Here is a 25,678-nt window from a genome sequence, read left to right as displayed (position 1 = left end):
CTTAATTACCAACAGCTTGTACTATACGTATCTGCTTTTCATCCGGTATTTCTTGGTAAGACAGCACTCTCAAGCTTGGGATCGTGTTCTTCACGAACTTAGCTAGAGTCGAACGTAATACGCCTGAAGTCAGTAGCACTGCAGGCTCCCCTTTCAGCTCTTGCTCTTGAGTCGCTTGGCTAAGAGAGGTCTGTAAACGTTCCGCTAAACCAGGTTCAATACCAGCAGATTCTCCGCCGGATGCCTGCATGGTTTGATGCAAGATTTGTTCCAGCTCAGGGATTAGGGTTATTACAGGTAACTCTGGCTCTATCCCATTGATTTCCTGAACAATTAGTCGTTTCAATGAGATACGAACTGCCGCCGTTAATATGTCAGGTTCTTGACTCTTGCTCGAGTACTCCGACAAAGTTTGGACTATGGTTCGGATATCACGGATTGGGATGGCTTCATTAAGCAGATTTTGTAGCACTTTCACTACCACACCAAGCTGCAGTTGATCCGGTACAAAACCTTCAACCAACTTAGGAGTTGAGCGGCTAAGCATCTCAAGTAGGTTCTGAACCTCTTCATGACCAATAAGCTGCGACGCATTGTTAGTAAGCAGCTGGCTGAGGTGGGTTGCTAACACGGTCGACGAATCAACTACGGTGTAACCGAGAGCCTGAGCATGTTCACGTTGCTCCTCACGAATCCACACCGCTTCAAGACCAAATGCTGGATCGATAGTCGGCTCACCGTCGATCATCCCGTACACTTGACCCGGGTTAATCGCGAGCTCCATATCCGGCTTTATCTCAGCCTCACCCACCGCAACGCCCATCAAGGTGATTCGGTAGCTGTTTGGTGTCAGTTCTAGGTTGTCACGAATGTGTACTGCAGGGATCAAGAAGCCGAAATCTTGAGACAACTTCTTACGTACACCTTTAACGCGCTCGAGTAATTCTCCGCCTTGGTCTCTGTCTACCAAAGGAATCAAGCGATAGCCTACTTCAAGGCCAATAATATCAACAGGTTGAACGTCATCCCAAGAGAGCTCTTTTTGTGAACCGGTCTCGCCACTGGCCTCAACAGCCGCAGGAAGGCTCGGCTCCAAAGTCTTCTTCTTCTGTTTCTTATCGATGTAATAAGCCGCACCACCAGCAACCGCAGCTAAGCTCAAAAACGCGAAGTGTGGCATGCCAGGGACAATACCCATCACGCCGAGAATCGCCGCAGTGATCATCAAGGCTTTTGGATTGTCGAACATCTGGAAGATGAGCTGCTGGCCCATGTCTTCATCGGTATTTTGACGCGTTACCATCATCGCAGCAGCGATCGACAGTAATAAAGATGGAATTTGTGCAACCAGACCATCACCGATAGTCAGTAGCGTGTAGATTTCGATAGCCTCACCGAAACCCAAACCAAACTGCGCCATACCGATGCTCAAGCCACCAATGATGTTGATGAACAGGATCAAAATACCCGCTATCGCATCACCTTTAACGAACTTCGAAGCACCATCCATCGAGCCGTAGAAATCGGCCTCTTTGGTTACTTCAAAACGTCGCAGACGAGCCTGATCTTGGTCGATCAAACCCGCATTCAAATCGGCATCGATTGCCATCTGTTTACCCGGTAACGCATCCAAGGTAAAACGCGCACTTACTTCCGAGATACGGCCTGCACCTTTGGTAACAACCATGAAGTTGATGATCATTAAGATCAAGAACACCACTAAACCAACCGCGTAGTTACCACCGATAACTACGTTACCGAAGGCTTCAATCACGTTACCCGCAGCATCGCCACCTTCGTGACCGTGCAGTAGAACTACACGAGTAGATGCAACGTTCAAAGCCAATCGAAGCAGAGTCGCAATAAGAAGAACGGTCGGGAAAGCGGCGAAATCTAAAGGTCTTCGAGTGTAAACCGATACCAGTAACACAACCATAGCGAGTGCGATGTTGAAGGTGAAGAACATATCCAGCAAGAACGCAGGAATCGGCAACACCACCATCGCCAGCGTGGCAAGTACCATAACAGGCGCACCAATTGCAGGCATGGCACGGTTAGGGATTTTTGGTAGCTTGTCCGCAAAAGGCAGGGAGAATTTCATAAATCTAGATAGTTTCGCTATGTTGTAGCCTCTCGCCAACAAGTCGGGCTCAGGGCTAAGCTATGTTGCCAACGTTTTAGCAACAAGGTTTATAGTGATCAGGTCTACCATGACCGGCTTATAATGTTCGGGATTGATATAGCAAACACTGTACCAATATCGAACGTCAATTTATCAGCGCTTTGTTGGCAAACAGAAGCTAATTAATGCCTCTATTATCAAGCTTCATAAGGCTGAGCTCAAGTAATTGATCTAATGACGTAAATCAGGTGGGATCGGCATATTAGAATCTTGCAGTTTTGGCCTCTCACCACCACGTTTTCGATACTGTTTTAGCTGGAACACATATGCAAGCACTTGAGCGACAGCGGTAAACAGACCGTCAGGAATTTGTTGTTCGAGCTCAGTGGTGTGATACAGCGCCCTCGCAAGCGGTGGTGCAGGAACAATATAGATATCATGTTCTCGGGCGATTTCACGGATCTTCATCGCCATGTGATCAACACCTTTCGCAACCACGATTGGCGCTTTATCTTGATTCTGCTTATAGCGCAAAGCCACCGAGAAGTGTTCCGGGTTGGTGACAATGACATCCGCTTGAGGCACATCTGCCATCATACGGCGCTGAGCTGCTTCTCTTTGCAACATACGAATTCTTCCTTTCACTTCCGGCTTACCTTCAGTGTCTTTAAATTCGTCTTTCACTTCTTGCTTGGTCATCTTCAATTGATCGGCGTGTTGCCAAATCTGGAATGGGATATCGATGGCCACCACAATTAGCAGAGAGCAACTTATCAGGAGAATGAAGTTAAGTAAGATATCCAAGGCGTGAAAGATATTCTGTGGATAGACATCCATGCTGAGCTGCATTAAGTCATGTTGAGAGGCTTGAATCAGATAAACCGCCATCCCCGATACCAGCGCCACTTTCAAAATCGATTTAATCAGTTCAACCCAGCTTTGTAGGCCAAACATACGCTTGATACCACTGAGTGGATTGAGCTTAGACGCCTTTGGCATCGCAGCTTGCATCGAGAAATTAATCCCGCCAACACCTGCTGCGCCAATAACAGCCGCAATAAACAAGGTGATCAGAATTAAGAACAGCGGAAACAGCAAGTTCACCAATGAACCACCAGCAATTTCCAGTAGTTTATTGGTATCAAAGATTTCATCGCGGCTTAAAGAAAACAGGCGTTGCATGGCCTCGAACAGCGCCTTCGCCATCGATTCACCAAACCACATTAGTGCAACGGCACCGACAATTAATACCGATGCTGACGCCAGCTCTTTTGACCTTGCAACCTGCCCTTTCTCTTTGGCCTGTTGCAAGCGTCTGGGCGTGGCGTCTTCTGTGCGTTCTTGACCGTCTGACTCTGCCATTTCAGTCTCCTAGCAATCTAACCGGATTAGACGACATATCTGTTGCTCGCCTTGCATCCAAAATAGCTCATAGTGACTATATAAGCCGCCAAGGACGTACCAACAAAGTAACAGACCCACGAGTAGCGCAAATGCAAAACCCAAAGAAAAGATATTTAACTGAGGCGCGGCACGCGTCATTACACCGAATGACAGGTTTATCGTCAGCAACGCGATAATACCCGACAATGACATCGCCAATGCCGCTTTGAACATGATGCCGAGCCATAATGCCAGCTCGCGAAAATCGACCGAGGTCAGAGACCCACTGCCAATCGGCAGAGTTTTAAAACTGAATACCACCAACTGCAACATCTTCAAGTGACCATCGGTCGCCAAGAAGAACATTGTGGCAAGTAGCATGAAGAGCTGACCCAATACCGGCGTGTTCTGACCGTTTGCCGGGTCGACCATAGAGGCGAAACCCAAGCTCGATTGCATACCAAGGATCTGACCGAGCATAACAAAGGTTTGAATCATAAACTGAGTGACAAAGCCCATCGCCACACCAATCACAATTTGTTCAAAGACAGTTAGGAAGCCTTGGAAAGAGAGCAATTCAATCTCTTTGGGAACTGCGGGAATTGCAGGCATTACTGCGAAGGTAATCGCCAAACCTAAATACAGACGAATACGCGGCGACACAAAACGTGCACCGGTGACCGTCATCACCATCAGCATGGCTGAGATGCGAGTGTAAGGCCAAAAATAATTGGCTAACCACTCTAGTACAAGGCTCGTTGGGTATTCCATATCAGTTTAATACAGAACTTGAGGTAAACGTTCGATGAGTTCAAAAAAGAACTCCATCATCATCTGAGTCATCCAGTGCGCAAACAGCATCAAGGCCAATAAGGTCACGATCAAACGCGGCAGGAAACTCAATGTTTGTTCATTGATAGAGGTCGCTGCTTGGAAAATAGCGACGACCAAACCAATAAGCAGGCTGGGAATAATGATGGCGCAAACCATGATTAACACCATCCAAAGTGCGTCTCGGAACAACTCTACGAATATTTCAGGATTCATGATGTCCCCCAGCTACAAGGCAAAACTGCCGGCGAGTGTAGAGAGTATCAGGTTCCAACCATCAACAAGAACGAACAGCATCAGCTTAAACGGCAGCGATACGATCATTGGTGACAACATCATCATACCCATCGCCATCAATACCGACGCCACCACCAAGTCGATAATCAAAAACGGCAAGAACAGCATAAAGCCAATCTGGAACGCGGTTTTGAGCTCAGAGGTGATAAACGCAGGGATCAGCACTGCCATTGAAACATCTTCAGGGTTGGTCACCTCCGCTCCAGAGATCTCAACAAAGGTCTCCAGATCTTTAATTCGAGTCTGCTTGAGCATGAATGATTTGATCGGCCCTTGGGCAACATCAAATGCTTGTCGTGCCGTGATCTGTTCATTCAGATAAGGTTGAACCGCCTGCTCATTCACCTGATTGATCACCGGTGACATGATGAAGAAGGTCAAGAATATTGCGATACCAATGATGACTTGGTTCGATGGCGTTTGTTGCAGACCCATTGCCTGACGCAGAATAGACATCACCACCACAATACGGGTGAACGAAGTCATCAGAATGACCATTGCCGGTAAAAAACCAAGCATAGTCATCAACGCAAGAATTTGCAGGTTGATCGAGTAGTCTTCACCACCGTTAGCATTGGTCGTCATGGTGAAGGCAGGAATGCCGCCCCCGTTACCCGTCAAGCTACCGGTAGTCATGGTGGTCGATTTGGCTTGGTCTTGTTCCATCGTGCTGATGGTGACCGACTCTGAGCCCGCGGTGTTGGCGGGAATAACAGTGCCGTCTTCAGCCTGTGCAAATACCGACACACTAAACAAAAGGGTACAGAGAAGAGTAAGCTGAACCAGCAGCACTTTCACCACACGGAAAGCTCCGGTTTGGTAAAAGTAAGATGAGTTCAAAAGTCCGTTATTTGTTTGCATCTTTTTTCATGAGCTGGGAAAGCTGACTTGAGAATGTACTTTTTTCCAGCATCTCCTGAGTAAGAGGTTTATCAAGCTTAGAGATCAGCTGAATAGATTGAGTGGTAATGCCCACCAAGAACTGCTCATCGCCCGCTTGCACAATAGCGATACGCTCTTTTGTGCCCACAGGGATTTGTCTAACAATCGCTAAACCTTGTTGATTGGACATCGCTGGCACTTGCATGCGCTTAAGCAACCAAGCAATAAATAAAATGAAGGCTATAACGAAAATTAGCGACCCAAAAGTGGTCGCTAAATCAAGAGAAGGTGGGGTTGCTGCAAAGGCAACAGAAGGAATAGCAAACAGCCCTACTCCAACTATTGCTCGAGATAAGCTCTTCAGCCCTTGAGGTAAACTCGTCAACCTTAGAGACGATAAGCGCATTAACGTAGCTTCTTAATACGTTCTGTTTGGCTAATTACGTCGGTCAAACGAATACCAAATTTGTCGTTCACCACAACCACTTCACCGTGAGCAATCAGAGTACCATTAACCATCACATCCAGTGACTCACCAGCAATACGGTCTAACTCTACAACCGAACCTTGGTTCAATTGCAGAAGGTTACGGATACTGATCTGAGAGCGGCCAACTTCCATAGAAATAGTGACTGGAATATCCATAATGGTATCCAGCTTGCGGCGCTCGTCTTCAGAAATCGGAGACGATGAATCAGTTAGCTCATCAAGTGGTGCCGCAAGCACATCGTCAACATCAATTGACGGTGCAGAAGGGTCTTCACCAAGCGCTGCAGCCCATTCGTCTGCTAGCTTTTGATCTTCACTAGGTTCCATTACCAATTCCTATACTTTTATCTATTTTGCTATTCGTTATCATCGCTGTTTTCTAGTTCAGACATTAAGTCTTTGCCTAGGAAAGCGAGATCAGTTTTGACCACATGAGGTCTTTGAATTTTTTCAGAAATCTGTACCGCGAGTTTTTCACCCGAGCGCCCCATTTTTACACGGTAGGTCGGTAACTCTTCTACGAACATGGTCGCGTGCTCAGGCATGTTCATTGGAATGACATCACCAGGGCGCAGCTCCATTAAGTCACGTAGTGAGATATCTTGCTCTAGAAGGTTAACGCGGAAGTTAACAGGCACATCCATGATTTCATCACGCAGTGCCGTGCTCCAACGAACATCGGTTTCCATTTTGTCTGATTGAACGCCCGCATCAAGCAGTTCACGGATCGGCTCAACCATGGAGTAAGGCATGACTACGTGGAAGTCACCACCGCCGCCATCCACTTCAATATGGAATGAGCTCACAACGATCACTTCGGTTGGACTCACAATGTTCGCCATACTCGGGTTCACTTCAGAATCCAAGTATTCAAACTCAACCCCCATTACTGGTGACCAAGCTTCTTTGTAATCTTCAAATACAATCTTCAGCAGCAGCTGGATAATACGTCTTTCCGTTGGCGTAAACTCACGGCCTTCAATCTTGGCGTGGAAGCGACCATCACCACCAAAGAAGTTTTCAACAAGAATGAAAACAAGACGAGCTTCCATGGTGATCAGCGCCGTACCTTTAAGCGGACGGAAACGCACCATGTTTAAACTGGTTGGTACGTACAGGGTGTTTTGGTACTCACCAAATTTCATCATCTGTACGCCGTTAATCGACACTTCAGCCGTTTTACGCAACATATTAAATAAGCTAATTCGCATATGACGTGCGAAACGCTCGTTAATAAGTTCAAGGGTCGGCATTCGACCACGGACGATTCGATCTTGAGAGGAGAAGTCAAAATTGACCGCACTGTCATTGTCGGTCTCTAAGACATCTTCAACTTCTTCAACATCGTCAACGCCGTGTAACAGCGCATCAATTTCGTCTTGGCTTAATAAATCGGTCACAAATTACCTATTGAATTACGAAGTCAGTGAATAACACTTTTTCAATCACAGGCTGGCCAACAGCTTGAGCCAGACTTGCTTTAATATCTTCTGTCGCTTTATCACGCAGTTCCACTCGCCCTGTTGGTGAGCGAAGTTGGTCAACCGTTGCCGAAGCGAACGTTGCGAGCAATGTGCTCTCTACTAGTGGAGAGTGGTAACGCGCCAGGTCTTCATTCTTGCTACCACGCACCATCAGCTGTGCCTTTATCTGAACTAGGCGATCTTTTTTATCACCTGTTACATTGAACAAGAAGGGCTGAGGAATATTCACATACATAACAGGCTCTGCTGCAACCACAGCTGTTGCTGGCTGAGACTGAGATTCTGAGGCACTATCATCGGAGCCTAAGAAAAAGAACAGCGCACCACCGATACCAAGCAGTAAAACAACGACCGCTATAATGATAATAAGGAGCTTACTCTTTCCTTTAGGTGCATCTTGTACTTCTGCCATACTTTACTCTAACTTCCTGTTCTTTCGATTAACTGACGGTTCTTTCTATCAGCTGGTTCTATCTATCAATTAAATGCGCTCAGCCTGATATTAGGCATAATAACTAATTCCATCACGCTTTGATGCGACATTCAATTCAAGATTGCTGCCACTATCAAGGTTTTCATCACCTTGGGTATCATTTGTGCGGTTAGAGCCTGTTTGTTGCTCACCACTGTTGTATCTGTCTTGCCCCTGACCTGAACTTTGCTGTTGAACGGATGAATCGGCAAGCTGCATACCCTGTTGAGCAAGCATCTCTCTCAATCTAGGTAAGGTTTGTTCAATTACATCCCTCGCCTGTTGGCTGTTCACCGTAAAATGCACGTTCGCCACGTCATTGTTCATAGTCATACGGATCTTCATCTGACCCAACTCTGGTGGGTCGAGTCGAATGTCTAAGTTCTTAAGGTTTTTAGACATCATCATTTGTACTTTTTCAGCGACCTGTTCGTTTGCTAGCTCTTTAGTCAGCTGCAACGGTGCCTGTTGAGCGGCTTGAATCTCGGCTCGTGTTGGTGCCGAACCTGCGTTCGCTCCGCCTTGCACGCCAGCCGCAGAAGCGATCTGCTGAGCAAATGTGGTGTCTTTCGAATCTTCCTTAGTTCCAGCTTTGCCAAGACCGGAAAGAGCAGCTGCTCCTGCACCGGCCTTAAGTAACATATCTGTTGAACCCGCTTTTGTCGCGGCGGGTGCTGCATTCAGCGCCACACCTTGCGCGGTTAACGCCGGATCCAACGCAGCTTGTGGCTGTTGTGCTGTGACATTAGCTTGTTGAGCAGCTGCCTGTTGGGCTACATGCGTATTATTAGCGTGCAACATTGCTGCTTTATCCGTCGCTGCATGAGTGGTAGCCGAATGACTTGCAGATTGCGCTGCAGCTTGTGCCGTAGTTTGCTGCGCAGCTGTCGCAACCGCTGCTGTTGAAGCTGCCGCTGCTAAAGCTTTGGCTTCATTTGAATCTGTATTATCCCAATCAATCGCAACAGGCTCAGCAGAGGCATTGTTTGCGCCCGGAGCTTGGCTCAATAAAGCCGTTGCTTGTTGCTGAACGTTTACGAGTTGTTTATCCAAAACGTCTAACTCAGCGGTCGTTTTAGCCAGCATCGCTTGTTCATCTGTTGTCAAACTTGCGCCACTTTGCTGCTTCTGCAGTAGACCATCAACAACAGACTGTTTTGACTCAATCTGAGCATTCAGTTGATTGAGTGCTTTGGTGTGTGCATCTACCTGTTTTGCCAACTCAATATCTGCTGGAGACAGTGCTTGGCTTTGTCCTGCAACTTCTGCTTGTGCCGCATTTTTCTGGCTGAGATCTCGGCTCATGCTTGCTTCAATCTGCTCTGGAGTAACGCCTTTATCCATCAACTGACGAATTTCATCATCTGTTAATTGGGAAACGCCTTTCCCGCCAGTCAGCACAGCAATTTCAGAGTCCACTTCTAGCGCGCTACCTTGATTCGCTGAGTGAGTTTGCTGGAGTTGCTTACCCACTTCACCTGCAGCAGATAAGCCTGCAACAGAAGCTCCTGGAGTATTACCTTGAGCTTTTTCGAACGGAGCCTGTTCTAACTGAGACTGTTGTGGCAAGGCTTTGCCGTTTGGAGTCTGATTCAGCGTTTTATTTGCCTCATCCAACTGACCTAATAACTTGTTTCCTTCATTCATCGCAGCCGCCGCTTGCGATGCTTGAGTCGATTCGTCTACCGCTGATGAAGCTTGGCCTTTAGGTTGCGCTACCGGTTCTATAGAGTCGTTGCTCTTAACCGACTCATCTTTCCCATCCGCCTTGTTAGCGATAGCTGCATCATCGGTTGAATTTGCTTTGAGCTGTGGCTCTGAGCTGGACACAGCCTCTACAGTGGTTTTCTCGCCCTCGACTTCTGAAGCCACTTGCTCGCTTTTCGCCTTACTCACTTCATCTGTAGAGTCAGGTGTCTTCACTTCAGCTGATGCTTCACCTTCCTTAGCCGCTTGCTTAGCATCAGATTTCTCAGCACTTTCTGTGCCTTTCACCTCAGCTTTTTTATTGCCACTTTCTTCAAAGCCAATAGCTTCTTTGAAAGATTCAAAGAAACCTTTTGAGTCGCCGGTTTCCTCTACCTTTGAAGCGGCAGAACCGGTGTCCAACAACGAAGACGTTGTGTTGGTCGCTGAATTTGAAGAAGGACTAACGTTCATATATACAAGCTCTATCTACTAGCTTTGCCACCATAAACAGGCAACAAAAAGAAAGTCGGATGCTTTTCATACCTTTGGCAGGCACAAGGCGCAATTTTATATAAAACAGAGCAAGAAACATGCCTAGAAAACTCGGCTAATCACCATGTGAACAGCGCCAGTAGGATTCATGGCTCGGGATCACATCTTCTTACGGCTATAAAGCAAAGTCGAAAACTCATCCATCTGCTTTTGTTCTCTTTGATCCTGCAGTTTGGCTTTCTCTTTCTGCTTCTTCTCCATCAACCACTCATAGGATTTACGTTTCTTCCGCAGTTCCATCCAGTAGTTTTGGCAGTTATCGACCTGATTTTTAAAGTGATGCTCCGCTTCTCGCTGTTTAGAAAGCGTTTCATCCAATTGAGTTAAGAAGCGATTCAAATGCCCATATTGACTGGCAGTTAGCCCTGCCTTGCCTCTATCAACAAGTTGCTGACAATAATCCAGTCGATACTTTTCAATCTGCGCAACCTGTTCGTAATAACCTTGCAGCTCCGCATTCGCTTTGTTGAGCGCTAATACCGCTTGGTTTTCTTGGTCTTTTGCTTGGTCGAGAAGAAACTCTAATGCGTTATCCATGACTAACCTTAATCACCTGTTAGCCACCCAGTACATGTTTCAACATGTTGACGCACATGTCGTATGGCACTGTTTCTTTCATCTTCTGCTGCAAGTACTCATCTAACTTCGGCTTCAAGGTGAAGGCGCTATCAATCGCGGGATCGGTCCCCGGCTTGTAAGCACCAATCGACACCAAGTCTTGGTTCTTACGGCAGATAGAAAGCACTTGTCTTACGGCTTTCGACATCAACACATGTTCTTCGGTGGTGATTTGAGGCATTACACGGCTGACAGATTTCTCAACATCAATCGCAGGATAATGACCCGCATCTGCCATTTCACGCGACAACACAACGTGGCCATCGAGGATCGCCCGTGAGGCATCGGCGATTGGGTCTTGTAGATCATCGCCTTCGGTTAATACTGTAAAAAAAGCCGTGATCGAGCCTTGCTCATCATTGCCGTTACCCGCACGTTCAACCAGCGCTGGTAACTTAGCAAATACCGATGGCGGATAACCTTTGGTTGCTGGCGGCTCGCCAACAGATAGTGCGATTTCACGCTGAGCCTGTGCAAAACGGGTCAGTGAGTCCATCAAGAGCAGGACATCTAAACCTTGGTCACGGAAATATTCCGCCACCGTTAGCGCCGTTTGACAGCCTTTCAGTCGCATCAATGGTGATGAATCGGCAGGCGCAGCAACTACAACCGATCGCTTACGGCCGTCTTCACCAAGAATCTCTTCGATAAACTCTTTTACTTCGCGTCCACGCTCACCAATCAAGCCCACCACAACCACTTGCGCTGTGGTACCTCGAGTCATCATACCTAGTGTTACGGATTTACCAACACCAGAACCTGCGAACAGACCGATACGTTGCCCTTTACCTACCGTCAACAAACCGTTAATTGCTTTCAAACCAACATCAAGTGGTTCAGAAATTGGCTTACGAGCCAAAGGGTTAATCGGTTCGGCACTGAATGATGCGCGTTGCTCAGTATAGATAGGACCAAGCCCATCCAATGGGTTGCCCACACCGTCGATAACACGGCCAAGCAGTTCCATACCCACCGGAATACCACTTTCAGAGGTCATAGGGGTGACACGAGCACCAGGTAAGATCCCTGTGATTTGTTCACTCGGCATCAGAAATAGGTTATCACCAGAGAAGCCAACGACTTCAGCTTCCATCTGACCAGACATGGTTTCAACTAAACACAGACTGCCGATCGGCGCTTTGCAGCCGGTTGCTTCAAGGGTTAGTCCGACTACCCGCACCAACTTACCAGAAGCAACGGGACGTGATTTTAGCCCTTCGACTTTGTATTGGCTGAGACGATTTGCTAACTCAAGCATTACGCATGACCTTGATGACGATTAGCACCACAGAAGCTCTGGATAACGTTCTTCACACGCTCTTCCATTCGATAATTCACACTCGATTCACCCGCTTCAATCTGTACATCGCCACGGTTAAGTGCTGGTTCTGAAACTAATGTCCAATTGCGACAATCCAGTTCCGTATCCCCATACGCAGAGCGAATGATCGTGACGTCTTCCGGGTTAAGCTTCAAGGTGATAGCGTGGCCAGAGATCGGCAGCGATTCGACTGATTCTTTCACGGTATCTAGGATGATTTGTGGATTAGTCTGAACTTCAACGTGCACCACCTCTTTAACCATGGTCAGCACCATATCCACCAGCTGCTTTTCAACCTGAGCGTTCATCAGCTCCAAAGGTTGAGCAAACTGGTTTGCGAGCCCCATAAAGATAGCGACTTGTTGTTGAATGTACTCTTGACCAGCGGTAACGCCTTCGAGCTTACCTGCTTCATTACCTTCGGCATGGCCCGCGGCAAAACCTTCTTCTTTGCCTTTTTCGTAACCTTGCTTGAAGCCAGCTTCCTGACCTTGATGCAAACCTTCTTGATAAGCGCCTTGCTTGATCAGTTCGATTTGTTCTTCGGTCAGAATCAGCTCTTCTTCTTCGATCGCTTCTTCAACCGTTGGCATCCAACCCGGATCGTAGTTAAATGCCGTTTCTTTGGCTTGTTTACTCACATCAGAGGTGTAATCAGGTAGCCCCCATTTCTGAGGTTGGGCAACCGTATTATCTTCTTCAGGGCGAAGGAAGCCGCGTTTTCTATCACCTGACATATCAGTACCTATTTCTGAGTGAGTCCAACTGCTTTCAAATTCAGGCAGTTAAACTGTAATTAATCTGTGGTTCGAGGTTGGATAAAGAAAAGCCCCAACGGTGTGGGGCTTTTGAGGTTTCTGTATTAAAGGAACTCGTCGGCGCCACCAGACAGCATAATCTCGCCACTGTCTGCCATCTTCCTCGCAATACCCAAAATTTCTTTCTGAGCCGCTTCTACGTCAGAGACTTTCACTGGCGGCATCGCCTCAATATCGTCTCTCATCATATCGGCAGCACGTTTAGACATGTTCTTGAAGATCTTCTCACGCAGGCCTTCATCAGCACCTTTAAGTGCTTTCTGTAGAACGTCTTGTGGTACGTCACGTAGCAGTTTCTGAACGCCTTGGTCATCCACTTCAATAAGGTTTTCAAAGACAAACATAAGATCTTGAATCTGCGTTGCCATGTCTTCGTCTTGATCGCGGATTTGATCCATCAAGACACCTTCTACGTTGTTGTCCATGTAGTTCATGATCTCTGCCGCTGCTTTCAGGCCGCCAATTTTGGCCGCTTGCGCACCAGCTTGACCCGCGAACTGTTTCTCCATGATTTCGTTCAGCTCAGCAAGCGCCGAAGGTTGAACTTCTTCAAGGTTAGCAATACGCATCATCAAATCTAGACGTACACGCTCAGGGAACTGGGACAAAATCTCAGCAGACTGATCGGCTTCTAGGTAAGACAACACGATGGTTTGAATCTGCGGGTGCTCGTTGATGATGATACTTGCCACCTGACGAGGATCCATCCACTTAAGAGAATCCAAGCCTTTTGAGCCGGTTCCCAGAAGGATTTGGTCAACAAGGTTGTTGGCCTTGTCTTCACCCAGAGCAGCCACCAGTGCATTACGCATGAAGTCTTCACTGCCCATACCGATGTTGGTGTACTTCTGAATATCATCTAAGAAAGCACGGTGCACTGCGCCTACTTTTTCTTGAGACAAATCTGTAGCTCGCGCCATTGCACTACCCACACGTTGAACCTGCTTAGGTTCTAGGTGGCGAATAATGCCGGCCGCGTCTTCTTCGTTCAAACTTAGCAATAAGATCGCAGCGCGCTCATCGCCTGAGATAGAGCCGATATCCACACTTGAGACATCAAGCACTTCACCGCCTTCAGCTTGTTGTGGAACAATTTCGTTAGCCATCTGCCATCCAATTCTTAACTACTTGAGCTGCTAGCTCTGGTTCATTCGCTACAAGTGCACGTACTGCTTTCAGCACGTCTTCATCTTTATGAAGGTTCGGTAAGTCAATGCTTGAACCAAATTCAAACAGCTCGCCGCCTTCAATGTCACCACCAATTAGGCTGGTCTCGCCATCGGCACCAATTGGCATGCCGTCTGGGCCGTACATTTGGTCATCATTGTCTGCGGCTGGGTTAAGCAGTTTCTTCATCGCAGGGCGAACAAGAACTAACACCACAACAATAATAACCAACGCGCTCGCAAACCAACGTACCCAATCATTAAAGTTAGGGTGCTCCCAGATTGGCACATCAGGAACCACATCTGTGATTTGTGGTGCGAATTGCATGCTTAATACATTCAATAAGTCACCGCGGCTTTCATCAAAACCGACCGTACCAATCAGCACTTGGCGAATCGCGTTGATTTCGCTAGCTGGGATTGGCGTGTGCACCACTTCACCCGTATCTGGGTTGATGGATTGACGGTCTTTAATCGCTACCGATACTGTTTGACGGTTCACCGTTCCAGTCTGCTTACGTTCGTGACTGATGGTGGTATCTAATTCGAAGTTTCGCGTTGCTTCTTTGTGAACCGAGCCCTGCCCAGTCATGGCGCCATCTTTCATCTGAGCGACATCTTGAGGGATAGACGCATCTGATGGAGGTTGGTTACTCAGCGCCCCAGGAATACCAGCGACAGTATTGCCGTTATTGTAATCTTCTAAGGTGTATTCGCTTCGCGTTGCCGGCGTGTTAGGATCAAAACGTTTTCTGGTTTGTTCTACCGCACTAAAGTCGAGCTGAATATCAACTTGAGCTGTGTAGTTTCCAAATCCAAGAATAGGAATAAGGATAGAGTCAATTTTCTCACGCAGTGCTTGCTCTTGATTACGCTCTAGCTCGTGCTCTTTACGACGCGCCGCTGACATAGGGTCTTGAGAGCCGGAGCTCAGCAGTCGGCCATGTTGATCAGTCACGGTAATACGCGACGTTTTCATTCCCGGAACGGCACTCGCCACCATATCGACAACAGAGTCAACCTCTTGCTGCTTAAGGTTAGTACCCGTTTTGAGGGTTAGAAATACAGAGGCAGAGGCTTCTTGATTATGACGAACAAAAACACTTTGCTTCGGCAGCGCCAATAAAACCTGCGCTTTACGCACCTGCTTCATCTGCTCAATGGCTTTCGCAAGCTGTCTTTCGCGGCTTAATTTGAGGCGTTCTTGCTCTAAACGTTGTGATACACCAAAACCCATGTCTTGCATGAGGATGTCATCACCTGCGTTTCGCTCTTGGTTCAAACCAGCGCGAACCATATTAAGCTTCAAGGAGTTATATTCACTTGCTGGCACCGAGATGGTATTACCCTCAAGCGAGTACTCGATCTTTTGCTGATCTAAGTAATCCAGAACAGGGATCAACTCTTCGGTTTCATAAGCCCCTAATGGACGCATTTCTGGCTCTTTCACCCAGAAAAACAGCATCACAATAAGCGCGACACAGATTGAGATAGACAGCACTAAGACGACCTGACGAAGTAAATCGAGGTCACCTACGGCCATATCAAATTTAGATGAACTACGTTCACCTAGATCCGGGTTTTGCCCTTCTCCGTCCAGCTCAGCACCCGCAATGAGTGCGTGGTCGTTACCATCGCTCACGGTTAAATCTGTTGTTTGACTATTATCTGCCACTACTTAACTACCCAACTTATACCGGCATATTCATCAGCTCTTTGTACGACTCAACCAATTTATTTCTAATTTGGATTGTCGCTTCAAAGGCCACACTAGATTTATTACGAGCAATCATCACATCAGACAGCGACACACTTTGGTCACCGCTATCAAAACGAGTTTGTAGATCCCCTGAGGTCTTTTGCAATGAGTTCACATTGTTGATGGCTTTCGTCAGCATGTTGCCGAAGTCTGCACCGACCGTTTGCCCTGTCGCAGCAGGACGCGCGCTCGCAGCTTCAACCATCATTGCCTGCATTTCGCCTTGTAAACCATCTATTCTCATTTACTACCTCAAGGAGTCAAATTTATGACTATCTATTTTGCTGTATTATTGACAGAGCAATTAACGTGCCATACCTAAAAACGACTAGATATCGTATTACACTAGTCAGAAAGCTGACACTACTAATCTGTGCTTAGTTTGGGATATCTATTCCAGCATCGCGCATTTTTGCTAACTTATAGCGCAATGTGCGAGGGCTAATACCTAGTTTCTCAGCCATATCTTTACGTCGGCCGTTACATGCGATCAAAGTTTCAAGGATGATCGCATACTCTTGATCTCTAAGCTCATTCCCCAGACCTTCACTGCTTGAAGCGATTTTGTTGATTGGGTTTGCTTCCGCAATAGGCTTGATATCTGGCGTTGCCACATCGCTACCTTCCACAATCTGCTGTAGGCCGCTGGCGTCTTGCCAATCCACCCCTTCAAGTAGGATATGCTCACCAGAAATTTTTTCTTCTTCGCTCAGAATCAACGCACGCTGCACGACATTATCAAGTTCACGCACATTACCCGGCCACGGATAATTGACGAGTTTTCTGATCGATTGAGGTGACATAACCGGAACTGGCATACCCAGTTTGGTACAGTGGCGCTCAACCAAGTGCTTCGCCAAAGGCTCAATATCACCTTTACGTTCACACAGTGGAGGCCAAGAGATTGGGAAAACATTCAAACGGTAGTACAAGTCTTCACGGAAATTACCCTCAGATACATACTGCTTGAGGTCTCGGTTACTGGTGGCGAGTACACGAACATCGAGTTTAATGCTCTTACGGCTACCTAAACGCTCAACTTCACGCTCTTGCAGCACACGCAGTAACTTAGCTTGTAAGCCGAGGTCCATTTCACTGATCTCATCGAGTAAAATTGTACCGCCTTGAGCTTGTTCAAACTTACCCGGACACGCCTGAATAGCGCCAGTAAATGCACCTTTCTCATATCCAAATAGAGTCGCTTCCAACATATTGTCAGGAATTGCCGCACAGTTAATCGCGACGAACGGACCATCTTTACGGTTTGAGGCGTTATGGATGTAACGCGACATCACCTCTTTACCAGAGCCGCTCGGGCCCAAAACCATGACATTGGCGTCCGTTTTTGCCACTTTATCGGCCAGCATCATTAGCTTAATGCTTTTTTCATCGGCAACGATGGCATCACCATTGTCGTCCGATTTTACGGGAGCATAACGGCTCACCATGTTTAGCAGTACTTCCGGCGCAAATGGCTTTGCCATATAGTCGATAGCGCCCTCTTTCATTGCAGCGACGGCGTCTTCGATGTTGGCATAAGCTGTCATCAACAATACAGGGAGATTTGGCCAGTGCTGCTTGATGTTTCTTAACAGCGCTAAGCCGCCCATGCCTGCCATCTGAACGTCAGAGACAACGATATCAACGGAGTTCGCTTTTAGTTTGACCAGAGCATCTTCTGCGCAATCTGCTTCTAGCCATTCATAGCCAGCAAGCGCGAGTGTATCGACAAGGGCCTCGCGTAGACCTTCATCATCTTCGACGATTAACACTTTGCTTTGAGCCATAGGATTCTCCAGTGTAAATTCAGTTAAAACTTATTAGCCTTCAATAGAAGCGCTTCTTTCTAGTGGCAAGCACATGGTAAAGCATGCGCCATCACCTTCTTCTGATATCAATTCCAGTCGACCTTCATGTGCTCGACATACCATTTGTACAACCGCCAAGCCTAAGCCTGTCCCTTGCGAGCGAGTGGTAAAGAATGGTTCCATGATTTTACCTTGAAGCTCTTTAGGTACACCGGGACCACTGTCTTGTACTGATATCTTAAGCTCGCCGTTTACCGGCCTAAAAAATACATCTATCTGTGATTCTTTGCCGGCAATTTGAACCGCGTTCAAAACTAGATTGCTTAAAGCAGAGGCAATCGCGTTGGCATTGCCGAACATTTGAGTCTGTTCGCCTTCCACTTCTTGGCAGTAATCAATTTGGTTCGATTTCAACGCCGCTTCGACCATTGGCTGAAATTCTGTGATCAACTCAGCCACAGTAAAAGGTTTCACCACCTTATTATCGCCGCCCTTAGCAAACAGCAGCATGTCATTAACTTGCTTCTCTAAGTCATGAAGTCTATCCATAAGCTTAGATTGAAAACGTGTCTTCGTTGCCGGTGGTAGATTCGGAGCGGCAAGGTTTGACGCATACAACATTGCACTAGAGAGCGGTGTACGAACCTGATGAGCAAGTGACGCCACCATTCTACCTAATGAAGACAGACGCTGGAGATCACTAACTCGTGATTGCAGCAAACGCGTCTCGGTCAGATCGGTAATCAAAATCAGCTGACCCGTAGTCGAAGCAGAAATCGCCAAACGTACCTTTCGACCGTTCTTTAATGAGATCTCGTGACCATCATCGTCTTTGGGATCAAAAGCACTTTGGATAACAGAAAACCACTTCTCTCCAACCAACTCGACGCCAAGAATACGGTGCGCTTCGGGGTTTGCTTCTCTTACTTCACCATGGGTATCTAACAAGATGACACCAGCAGGCATAACATCGAGCACTTGCTTATAGCGCTCAACCTGTTGTTCAACTGAATCTAGGTGTGATTGATTTTCTGGTTCGTTAGATACGTGCATGTCAAAAATTTGCCTCAAATACTAAAACAGCCTGACACGCACAAAACGAGTCAGGCTATTTGCTATATTTATCACATAGTTAAGCAAGCAACAACTCGACTATGGTTTATCTTATCGCTTAGCTAAAGTGAACGATTAGCTAAAAATTTAGTGTTTGTTTTTCCGTTTCTCGAAAAGCAGAACACTAACGCTGCAAATTGTATTTACGCATTTTCTCAACCAGAGTGGTTCTGCGCATGCCTAACATGTCTGCCGCTCGAGCAACAATACCGCCCTGCGCTTCCAAGGCTTGATTGATCATATTCACTTCCATATCAGCGAGCAGCTCTTTCAGGTTAACCCCTTCTGGTGGTAATTCCTGAGGTGCATTCGCGTTGTCAGTCATATCATCTTGCTGATCGAAGCTGAAATCTTCCGAGAACAAGTCAGCCAAAGCGTCACGCTCTTGCTCTTCCTCAGACACAAAGCTATTAAACTCTGGTTGGAATTCAGGGATATCACTGTATCGATACTTAGTTGGCAGGTGGTTTACGTCCACTAAGCTATTCGGATAAAGAATAACCATGCGCTCCACTAAGTTCGCCAATTCACGTACGTTACCTGGCCAATCGTGTTCCATCAAAGAATTAATCGCTCGAGGCGTAAAGCAGATAGGCATACTGCCTTCCGCTTCCATTCTCGTCATAAGCTCTTGAAGTAGAAGAGGGATATCTTCTTTACGCTCTTGTAATGCCGGCATTTCAATCGGGAATACATTCAAACGGTAATAAAGATCTTCACGGAATGAATCATCGTCGATCATGTCTTCAAGGTTACGGTGTGTAGCCGCAATTACTCGAACATTCGCCTGGATAGTGCAATTGCCACCTACACGTTCAAAGCATCGCTCTTGTAGTACGCGTAGCAACTTAACCTGCATCGCCATTGGCATATCGCCAATTTCATCAAGAAATAGCGTGCCGCCTTCAGCTAACTCAAAACGTCCTTTACGTGCCGTAATTGCACCTGTGAATGCGCCCTTCTCATGACCGAAAAGTTCACTCTCCAGCAAATCTGGTGGGATTGCACCACAGTTCACTGGAACAAAAGGACCAGTGCGACGTTTTGAATGGTAATGAATGTTACGAGCAACCACCTCTTTACCGGTACCAGATTCACCAAGAATCAGTACATTGGCTTCGGTAGAGGAAACTTGTTCAATCAAGTGACGCACTTCTTGAATGCCAGCACTTTGACCCACTAGACTGCGAAACAGTGTGTTCTTACGGGCTGAAGAGACAACTTGAACCCCTTTGCGTCCTAAGAAATCTTTACAGTGTCTTAATGCATCACTTAATTGGGGATAGTTAAGAGGCAGCTCGAGTTCACCAACAAAATTGGTGAGCTCGTCAACCGGGTGGTTGTTTTTGCCAATCACAAGCAGAGGGATGTGATTCGCGTGAACAAGCTTATCATTCAGTAATGCGTTGAAGCCTTTACCTTTTATTGAGCCAATAATGCAACCAGCCCACTGTAGTGACCAGTCGACGTTGCGCGCTTGTTCAGAGCTGATTACTTCGCAGCTCTCTCCTACAAACTCTAATATTGTGCTTAAATTGTGACGATCTTGAGCGTTATCGTCGACCACAAGCAGTTTTGCCAAACCTTGCATAAGTAGGAATTATTGCCTTTATTTTGGTGCGATGCGGAAAAACGGTGAGCAACGTATTCCATAAAATTAAGAATTCTATCTATGATTATGGTTTACGAGGACAAATTTATGAAATCAGCAACGAAAAAAAGCCATTAGGCTATCTAATGGCTTCTATTTTATTTGATTAAAAAAATAAGGCAACCAACCAATTAGCGGATCTAAGGTTAGTTAAAACTGCAATTTTTCTTTAAATACCGACTTCAGCAGACGTCAAGTTGTGATATTCATTCGGAATTTGGTCCCAAGCGCTCTTAATTTCGCGGATAATATCGATAACATCATCAATAGGCTGTGGGTCATTTTTGTGATTTGCCGCAGAAATTTGCGTGATCATGAACTCATAAAGTTGATCTAGGTTTTTCGCAATATCGCCACCATCGTCCATAGAAAGGCAGCTACGAAGGCTAATAATGATGTCTAGAGCCTTACCTAGTCGCTCACCTTTCACCGGTATATTGCCCGCTTGCATTGCCGCTTTACCTTGGATCAAACGCTCGATAGCGCCAGCCATTAGCATTTGCACAATCTTATGCGGTGAGGCAGCCGTTAGCTGACTATCCACTGATACCTTTTTATATGCCTGTAAAGAACCGCGCATAGTAAACCTCTTCTATAAAAACTTTTTGTATTGTTGAACTGACTTGGCACCATGTCGGTACTTGTGCAGGGTTTTCCCTACCCGGCCAGTTTCAGACTGCATCAATTCGACTAATTTTCTTGTTCTCGAAATGGCTTCAAACCACTCCGAACTTTGCTTAACGTCAGGGTGTGAATCGATGAATTGAAGCACGTTTTGCAATAACTGTTCTCTGTTATCGACAAGCGTCGCTATTTCTTCAGCATTAATTTCACTAAATTCGAGCTTAGAGATAATTAATTGATCTAGTTCACAAAGCTCTTGAAGCTGACTGGTCATCTATTAACCCAACGCATTCATCATGCTACCAAGCTGAGACTGCATCTTACTGGTTGCATCTTGCATGGCGGTGAACTTAGAGTGAGTACGACTTTCAAGACTGTCCATACGGCGGTCTAAGGCGTTTTGGTCGTCTGCTAAACGGTAGTTTTGCTCAACCAGACTCTTTTCTCGAGTACGAATTGAACCAGTAATACCAGTGATGCCCTGAATCGCATCTTCGACTTTTTTAGCAAACCCATTGTTGCCGCCAAAAAACTCGCCCAGCTTATCAAAGTTATTGTTTAGCTGTCGGTCGAGCATGTCGTAGTTAATCTCTAACGAGCCTTGCCTAGTGGTTGTGATACCAAACTCTGTCAAAGACTTAAGGTTCTCTGGCGCCCCTTCAATACTTGACGAGAATACCCCTTTCAATCGTGAGTCGGCGTTACGGACCGTGCTGTCACCAGAAAGTGGGCCTTTTTGTCCAGTCGCAGGATCGACACCCGCCAAGTTTTTAGACACTTGGTAAAACTGGTTGTAAGAATTCACAAAGGCTTCGATGTCTTGACGAACACTATTACGGTCGTACTCAACTCCAATTTCTGCTGGCGGCTTATCTTTTGGCGTCTTTCCTTTCACCGTAATATCAATGCCTTCAACGGCATCTTCAATCACATTGTTATTACTAGAGAGCTGAGCGACACCATCCAGTACCACCATTGAATCTTGACCAGCTTGGACTTCGGTCATGCCGCTGTAACTATCAAAAGATTGTTGAGCAAGCGCCAAGTCAGCTTGCGCCTTGTCGACTTTCTCTAAGCGCTCTCGCTCTTCAGGCTCTAATTTGGCACGCTCGATATTTTTCGCTTGCTCTGCGGTCAATTCGCCGCTTTCTACTTTCCTGGCCAGATCCGCTTTTTCTTGAGCGATCTTCTCTTCGATACGTGCTTGCTCTGCTTCTAACTTTTGCTGGGCTTCTTTCGGTGTCACGTATGAATCAGTCAAAGTGCCAGAGGCCGTGTTTGACCAACCTGGTACATCAGGCGCCTTCTCGATCGCTTTTTCGTCAAGCTCAAGCTCTGGTGTGTAATAAGAATCTAACAACGTGCCAGAAGCGGTTTCCGTCCAACCTGGGAGATTGTCTTCAGGCATGACAGATTTTGCCGCTTGAGCGGCGTCTAAGGCAGCTTGACCATCTGCAGCGGCTTGTTCACCGTAGCTAAGGCTTTGAGAGCCATCTTCTGCAGGAGACGTTGAGCCCGCTTGAGAACCTGGAATGATATTGCCGTCTTCGTCGACAGCTTGTTCAGCTTTCGGATCATCATCAGAGATAGCCTCATCGATAAGATCAACGGCTTTTCCAGCAGGTGTGAGACCAAGTACGTCTTGAGCGGCAATACGAGCTTTCTCTAGCGCTTCAACACGTTCTTCAAAGGTTTTGTATTCGAGTTTTTTGAGAGGGTTAGACGCATCAGAGTCGACACTGATACTGATCTGTTGATCGGCACCCGATTGGTTGGAGGCGACGATAAGTCTTGGGCCTTCGACATCATTGATAATAGATGCACGAACGCCTGGGTTTCTATCTGCACCGTTTATGCTGCGAACAACATCGATTAGCTTTGATCTGTCGCCAACTTGCACATCAAAGCTATCATCACCAAGCGAAACCTGCAGCTTACCTGGGCCAAATTTCATGTCATCAGATAGAACATCTGACGCTACTTTATGACTCTGGGCAAGCTGCAACACATCGATGGCATATTTGCCAGCGATCGCTTCAGTAGTCGCGGTTGCAGAAACAAGCTCTTCATCAGTACTTTCTACTGTACGTACAGCGAAAGCTTTTTCCTGACGAAAGTTTGTCATCAGGTTTTTCATCGAATCGAGAGATTCTCTGAGTCTTCCATAGGCACTAATGCTGGTATCGATTCGCGCTCTTTCATTGTCGATTCGTTGCTGTTTAGGTACACGCTCCGAATCCACAATTTTGCTGACCATGGAATTGATATCCATGCCAGACGAAATCCCCATTGGGCCAAAACTCATTAAACCACCTCAATAATACGACTTAGACCTTCACCTCAAATATTCTACTATTCGAGTTTTGGGCTGCTAGGCGTCTTAGAATTTCAAGCATTTCTTCATCAGGTATCTGACGAATAATATCGCCGGTTGTGGTTTCATAAATAGTCACCACATCCCTTCCCGATTCTTCATCGACCTTAAAGGCAACCCCCTTATTGAGAGAGGAGATAAACTCGTTTACCTTCTCCACCATTTTGACTCGCTCTTCATCATTCAACTCTTTTCTCTCTTGAGCTAATTGAATCGCAGCTTCGGTAGCTTCTTCTTTCGATTTCTCTACCTTGCTATAAGAGGTTGCTTCTTTCAGGCGTGAAATACTCGACGCACTACTACCTTCATCGCTTGCAATTTTAATGCCATTAGGTGAGCCATAAGGCTGGATGTTCGATGCGTTAGATGGTATTTCCATAACACTCTCCCTCCCTCCTTCATGAGCCAACAGTAAAACTCCACATAAAGCGGAGTTTACCGCTACTTACCGAGGTAAGTTTAGCCCAATAAGCTTAGAGCTGCTGATGGTGATTGTTTTGCTTGAGCTAGGATAGAAGTACTCGCCTGTTGTAGGATTTGAGACTTCGTCATTGCCGTTGTTTCTTTCGCGTAATCGGTATCTTTGATACGGCTCTTAGAAGCATTAACGTTTTCGTTGATGTTTTCTAAGTTGCTGATTGCATGGTCAAAACGGTTTTGGAAAGCACCAAGAGATGCACGTTGGCTATCTACAGATTTTAGAGCGCCATCGATGATAGATACCGCTTCGTTTGCACCCGCAACTGATGTTACGTCGATGTCGTTTACGGTTACATCTTTACCTGCGCCAATACCTAGCTCACTTGCAAGGCTGCCACCAAACTCCACATCACCTTCAACTTTTTGGCTAGAAGCGAAAAGTTGTAATTTACCGCCTTCACCTACAGACGCTTTAACGTCTTGGCTTTGACCGTTGATGTAAGTTGCTAGCTCTTCGATATCGTTGCCTTCTTTAGCAGAGATAGATAGCTCTTGAGCTTCGCCAAACTTATCGTTGTATTTGATAGTCAGATCAGCGCCAGCGCCTACACGCCAAGATGCATCTTTACCTTCAGTAACACCGTAGCTCTTACCACCCATTTCTTGAGTGTCGGTACGCATGTTGCCCATAGATAGCATTACCGCTTCACCTGAGTCAGCACCGATTTGGAAAGATTGGCTACCGTAAGTACCGTTTAGAAGCTTGTTACCACCAAAAGAGGTTGTTTCAGCGATACGGTTAAGTTCTGTGTTAAGAGCAGATACTTCTTCTTGGATAGCAACACGCTCAGACTTGCTGTTTGAACCGTTTGCAGATTGAAGAGAAAGGTCACGCATACGTTGCAGAATGTTGGTTGACTCATTCATCGCACCTTCAGCTGTCTGTGCAATAGAGATACCGTCATTCGCATTTTTCACAGCCATATCTAGGCCGCGGCTTTGTGACGTTAAGCGGTTAGAGATTTGTAAGCCTGCAGCATCATCTTTTGCGCTATTGATTTTATAGCCAGAAGACAAACGCTCCATTGATTTTTGAGTACCTTCAGCCGCGTTATTTAGGTAACGCTGAGCCGTCATTGCAGACACGTTAGTGCTTACATTAATCGCCATAGTTGATCTCCTTTAGGCATTTTTTAATGCACTCATGTGACTCTCACCTCACACAAATACATATCAATTTGTTTACGCACCACTGTCTCTCTCACCTTACATTGGTACATATCATTTCTCTCAATCCCTTTAACGGCGCCTTAATTAGAAGCTTTAATAAAAAATGTGTTTTTTTTCGCATTATTTTCAATAACAAAGAAAAGTGTGATCGCCATTCAATTAATAGGGCGACATTCGCTAAAGTTGCCCCGTTATTTAAGTTAATGAGGGTGGTGTTGAATATAAAATCAGAAGAGATCCCTGATATCTCGTTCTACTCGATTCTGGGATGACGAATTACTGTTTTAGTCCTTTGAACAACTTATTCCCTAGGTAACCCAATATTTCTTATAGTGGCAAACAAAAACTAAAGAAATCACTTCCTCAAAAAACTAGATTCCTGATACCTCGTTCTACTCAGTTCTGGAATGACGGCTAATTACCTCACCGACTTACAGATAGCTCTTCATTTCTGATAGTGGTAAACCAAAACTAAAAAATCACCTCCTCTAAAAGCTAGATTTCTGCTTTCTCACTCCACTCGGTTCTGGAATGACGATAAAATATTTGTTCTAAATGAGTCGTTACTTACTCTA

Annotated in this window: 24 protein-coding genes; all 24 read right to left on the bottom strand. The window is 46.3% G+C overall.

Annotation, left to right across the window (positions count from 1 at the left end; translation table 11 throughout):
• Window position 1: 1 nt before the first annotated feature.
• The 24 genes from flhA to OCV52_RS04135 all read right to left on the bottom strand — a co-directional run bounded on the left by flhA (window position 2) and on the right by OCV52_RS04135 (window position 25,043).
• Window positions 2-2,101, bottom strand: a complete 2,100-nt coding sequence (flhA, locus tag OCV52_RS04250; protein ID WP_137407294.1) for a flagellar biosynthesis protein FlhA — start codon at window positions 2,099-2,101, stop codon at window positions 2-4.
• Window positions 2,102-2,353: 252 nt separating this feature from the next.
• Window positions 2,354-3,484: a flagellar biosynthesis protein FlhB gene (gene flhB / locus OCV52_RS04245; RefSeq protein WP_004739856.1), complete on the bottom strand. Its 1,131-nt coding sequence runs from the start codon at window positions 3,482-3,484 to the stop codon at window positions 2,354-2,356.
• Window positions 3,485-3,493: 9 nt separating this feature from the next.
• Window positions 3,494-4,276 carry a flagellar biosynthetic protein FliR gene (gene fliR / locus OCV52_RS04240; protein WP_137407293.1) on the bottom strand — a complete coding sequence of 261 codons (783 nt, stop codon included), beginning with the start codon at window positions 4,274-4,276 and terminating at the stop codon, window positions 3,494-3,496.
• 6 nt (window positions 4,277-4,282) lie between these two features.
• Window positions 4,283-4,552, bottom strand: coding sequence for a flagellar biosynthesis protein FliQ (gene fliQ / locus OCV52_RS04235; protein ID WP_004739854.1), 270 nt, complete (start codon window positions 4,550-4,552; stop codon window positions 4,283-4,285).
• Between the two features lie 12 nt (window positions 4,553-4,564).
• A complete protein-coding gene (fliP, locus tag OCV52_RS04230) occupies window positions 4,565-5,494 on the bottom strand; it encodes a flagellar type III secretion system pore protein FliP (RefSeq protein WP_206383564.1) in 930 nt (309 codons plus the stop codon).
• Entirely contained in the window at window positions 5,481-5,921 is a 441-nt protein-coding gene (fliO, locus tag OCV52_RS04225) for a flagellar biosynthetic protein FliO (protein ID WP_008218293.1), read from the bottom strand. Before fliO ends, fliP begins: the two co-directional genes overlap by 14 nt.
• Window positions 5,921-6,331 (bottom strand): flagellar motor switch protein FliN, encoded by a 411-nt coding sequence (gene fliN / locus OCV52_RS04220; RefSeq protein ID WP_004739851.1) that lies wholly within the window; start codon window positions 6,329-6,331, stop codon window positions 5,921-5,923. The genes fliO and fliN overlap by 1 nt, the downstream gene beginning before the upstream one ends.
• Before the next feature lie 29 nt (window positions 6,332-6,360).
• The gene (fliM, locus tag OCV52_RS04215; protein WP_004739850.1) at window positions 6,361-7,404 is read right to left on the bottom strand and encodes a flagellar motor switch protein FliM; all 1,044 of its coding nucleotides are present in this window, start codon (window positions 7,402-7,404) and stop codon (window positions 6,361-6,363) included.
• Between the two features lie 7 nt (window positions 7,405-7,411).
• Window positions 7,412-7,900: a flagellar basal body-associated protein FliL gene (gene fliL, locus OCV52_RS04210; protein ID WP_004739848.1), complete on the bottom strand. Its 489-nt coding sequence runs from the start codon at window positions 7,898-7,900 to the stop codon at window positions 7,412-7,414.
• Between the two features lie 90 nt (window positions 7,901-7,990).
• Window positions 7,991-10,120 (bottom strand): flagellar hook-length control protein FliK, encoded by a 2,130-nt coding sequence (locus OCV52_RS04205; protein WP_137407292.1) that lies wholly within the window; start codon window positions 10,118-10,120, stop codon window positions 7,991-7,993.
• A gap of 180 nt (window positions 10,121-10,300) precedes the next feature.
• Entirely contained in the window at window positions 10,301-10,738 is a 438-nt protein-coding gene (fliJ, locus tag OCV52_RS04200; RefSeq protein ID WP_008218280.1) for a flagellar export protein FliJ, read from the bottom strand.
• Between the two features lie 19 nt (window positions 10,739-10,757).
• Window positions 10,758-12,077 (bottom strand): flagellar protein export ATPase FliI, encoded by a 1,320-nt coding sequence (fliI, locus tag OCV52_RS04195; RefSeq protein WP_061033695.1) that lies wholly within the window; start codon window positions 12,075-12,077, stop codon window positions 10,758-10,760.
• Complete coding sequence (gene fliH, locus OCV52_RS04190) at window positions 12,077-12,877, bottom strand: flagellar assembly protein FliH (protein ID WP_004739840.1); 801 nt, start codon at window positions 12,875-12,877, stop codon at window positions 12,077-12,079. The genes fliI and fliH overlap by 1 nt, the downstream gene beginning before the upstream one ends.
• Before the next feature lie 125 nt (window positions 12,878-13,002).
• The gene (gene fliG / locus OCV52_RS04185) at window positions 13,003-14,064 is read right to left on the bottom strand and encodes a flagellar motor switch protein FliG (protein WP_004739838.1); all 1,062 of its coding nucleotides are present in this window, start codon (window positions 14,062-14,064) and stop codon (window positions 13,003-13,005) included.
• On the bottom strand, window positions 14,057-15,799 hold the full coding sequence (gene fliF / locus OCV52_RS04180) for a flagellar basal-body MS-ring/collar protein FliF (protein WP_102423452.1): 1,743 nt from the start codon (window positions 15,797-15,799) through the stop codon (window positions 14,057-14,059). The genes fliG and fliF overlap by 8 nt, the downstream gene beginning before the upstream one ends.
• A gap of 16 nt (window positions 15,800-15,815) precedes the next feature.
• On the bottom strand, window positions 15,816-16,127 hold the full coding sequence (gene fliE, locus OCV52_RS04175; protein WP_137407291.1) for a flagellar hook-basal body complex protein FliE: 312 nt from the start codon (window positions 16,125-16,127) through the stop codon (window positions 15,816-15,818).
• A 133-nt stretch (window positions 16,128-16,260) separates the two neighbouring features.
• Window positions 16,261-17,670, bottom strand: coding sequence for a sigma-54-dependent transcriptional regulator (locus OCV52_RS04170; protein ID WP_137407290.1), 1,410 nt, complete (start codon window positions 17,668-17,670; stop codon window positions 16,261-16,263).
• 33 nt (window positions 17,671-17,703) lie between these two features.
• Window positions 17,704-18,744, bottom strand: a complete 1,041-nt coding sequence (locus OCV52_RS04165) for a sensor histidine kinase (RefSeq protein ID WP_137407289.1) — start codon at window positions 18,742-18,744, stop codon at window positions 17,704-17,706.
• A 184-nt stretch (window positions 18,745-18,928) separates the two neighbouring features.
• Window positions 18,929-20,395 (bottom strand): sigma-54 dependent transcriptional regulator, encoded by a 1,467-nt coding sequence (locus OCV52_RS04160; RefSeq protein ID WP_137407288.1) that lies wholly within the window; start codon window positions 20,393-20,395, stop codon window positions 18,929-18,931.
• 229 nt (window positions 20,396-20,624) lie between these two features.
• Window positions 20,625-21,035: a flagellar export chaperone FliS gene (fliS, locus tag OCV52_RS04155; RefSeq protein WP_008218262.1), complete on the bottom strand. Its 411-nt coding sequence runs from the start codon at window positions 21,033-21,035 to the stop codon at window positions 20,625-20,627.
• A 12-nt stretch (window positions 21,036-21,047) separates the two neighbouring features.
• Complete coding sequence (locus tag OCV52_RS04150) at window positions 21,048-21,353, bottom strand: flagellar protein FliT (RefSeq protein ID WP_004739828.1); 306 nt, start codon at window positions 21,351-21,353, stop codon at window positions 21,048-21,050.
• 3 nt (window positions 21,354-21,356) lie between these two features.
• On the bottom strand, window positions 21,357-23,384 hold the full coding sequence (gene fliD, locus OCV52_RS04145; RefSeq protein WP_137407287.1) for a flagellar filament capping protein FliD: 2,028 nt from the start codon (window positions 23,382-23,384) through the stop codon (window positions 21,357-21,359).
• Between the two features lie 22 nt (window positions 23,385-23,406).
• Complete coding sequence (flaG, locus tag OCV52_RS04140; protein WP_137407286.1) at window positions 23,407-23,832, bottom strand: flagellar protein FlaG; 426 nt, start codon at window positions 23,830-23,832, stop codon at window positions 23,407-23,409.
• Between the two features lie 80 nt (window positions 23,833-23,912).
• Entirely contained in the window at window positions 23,913-25,043 is a 1,131-nt protein-coding gene (locus OCV52_RS04135; RefSeq protein WP_008218254.1) for a flagellin, read from the bottom strand.
• Window positions 25,044-25,678 lie beyond the last annotated feature (635 nt).

Source organism: Vibrio chagasii, assembly GCF_024347355.1.
GTDB classification, from domain to species: Bacteria; Pseudomonadota; Gammaproteobacteria; order Enterobacterales; family Vibrionaceae; genus Vibrio; species Vibrio chagasii.
This window is presented reverse-complemented; position numbering and strand designations above follow the sequence as displayed.

Excerpts from the sequence above, each read along its gene's own strand:
- OCV52_RS04135 (WP_008218254.1), bottom strand. The coding sequence starts at position 25,043 with ATGGCGATTAATGTAAGCACTAACGTGTCTGCAATGACGGCTCAGCGT.
- fliG (WP_004739838.1), bottom strand. The coding sequence starts at position 14,064 with ATGGCTAACGAAATTGTTCCACAACAAGCTGAAGGCGGTGAAGTGCTT.
- OCV52_RS04170 (WP_137407290.1), bottom strand. The coding sequence starts at position 17,670 with ATGGCTCAAAGCAAAGTGTTAATCGTCGAAGATGATGAAGGTCTACGC.
- fliR (WP_137407293.1), bottom strand. The coding sequence starts at position 4,276 with ATGGAATACCCAACGAGCCTTGTACTAGAGTGGTTAGCCAATTATTTT.
- fliL (WP_004739848.1), bottom strand. The coding sequence starts at position 7,900 with ATGGCAGAAGTACAAGATGCACCTAAAGGAAAGAGTAAGCTCCTTATT.
- OCV52_RS04205 (WP_137407292.1), bottom strand. The coding sequence starts at position 10,120 with ATGAACGTTAGTCCTTCTTCAAATTCAGCGACCAACACAACGTCTTCG.
- fliJ (WP_008218280.1), bottom strand. The coding sequence starts at position 10,738 with ATGGATAACGCATTAGAGTTTCTTCTCGACCAAGCAAAAGACCAAGAA.
- fliI (WP_061033695.1), bottom strand. The coding sequence starts at position 12,077 with ATGCTTGAGTTAGCAAATCGTCTCAGCCAATACAAAGTCGAAGGGCTA.
- fliS (WP_008218262.1), bottom strand. The coding sequence starts at position 21,035 with ATGCGCGGTTCTTTACAGGCATATAAAAAGGTATCAGTGGATAGTCAG.
- fliE (WP_137407291.1), bottom strand. The coding sequence starts at position 16,127 with ATGAGAATAGATGGTTTACAAGGCGAAATGCAGGCAATGATGGTTGAA.
- OCV52_RS04160 (WP_137407288.1), bottom strand. The coding sequence starts at position 20,395 with ATGCAAGGTTTGGCAAAACTGCTTGTGGTCGACGATAACGCTCAAGAT.
- OCV52_RS04165 (WP_137407289.1), bottom strand. The coding sequence starts at position 18,744 with ATGCACGTATCTAACGAACCAGAAAATCAATCACACCTAGATTCAGTT.
- OCV52_RS04150 (WP_004739828.1), bottom strand. The coding sequence starts at position 21,353 with ATGACCAGTCAGCTTCAAGAGCTTTGTGAACTAGATCAATTAATTATC.
- fliO (WP_008218293.1), bottom strand. The coding sequence starts at position 5,921 with ATGCGCTTATCGTCTCTAAGGTTGACGAGTTTACCTCAAGGGCTGAAG.
- fliH (WP_004739840.1), bottom strand. The coding sequence starts at position 12,877 with ATGTCAGGTGATAGAAAACGCGGCTTCCTTCGCCCTGAAGAAGATAAT.
- fliQ (WP_004739854.1), bottom strand. The coding sequence starts at position 4,552 with ATGAATCCTGAAATATTCGTAGAGTTGTTCCGAGACGCACTTTGGATG.
- flhA (WP_137407294.1), bottom strand. The coding sequence starts at position 2,101 with ATGAAATTCTCCCTGCCTTTTGCGGACAAGCTACCAAAAATCCCTAAC.
- fliD (WP_137407287.1), bottom strand. The coding sequence starts at position 23,384 with ATGAGTTTTGGCCCAATGGGGATTTCGTCTGGCATGGATATCAATTCC.
- flhB (WP_004739856.1), bottom strand. The coding sequence starts at position 3,484 with ATGGCAGAGTCAGACGGTCAAGAACGCACAGAAGACGCCACGCCCAGA.
- fliN (WP_004739851.1), bottom strand. The coding sequence starts at position 6,331 with ATGGAACCTAGTGAAGATCAAAAGCTAGCAGACGAATGGGCTGCAGCG.
- flaG (WP_137407286.1), bottom strand. The coding sequence starts at position 23,832 with ATGGAAATACCATCTAACGCATCGAACATCCAGCCTTATGGCTCACCT.
- fliP (WP_206383564.1), bottom strand. The coding sequence starts at position 5,494 with ATGCAAACAAATAACGGACTTTTGAACTCATCTTACTTTTACCAAACC.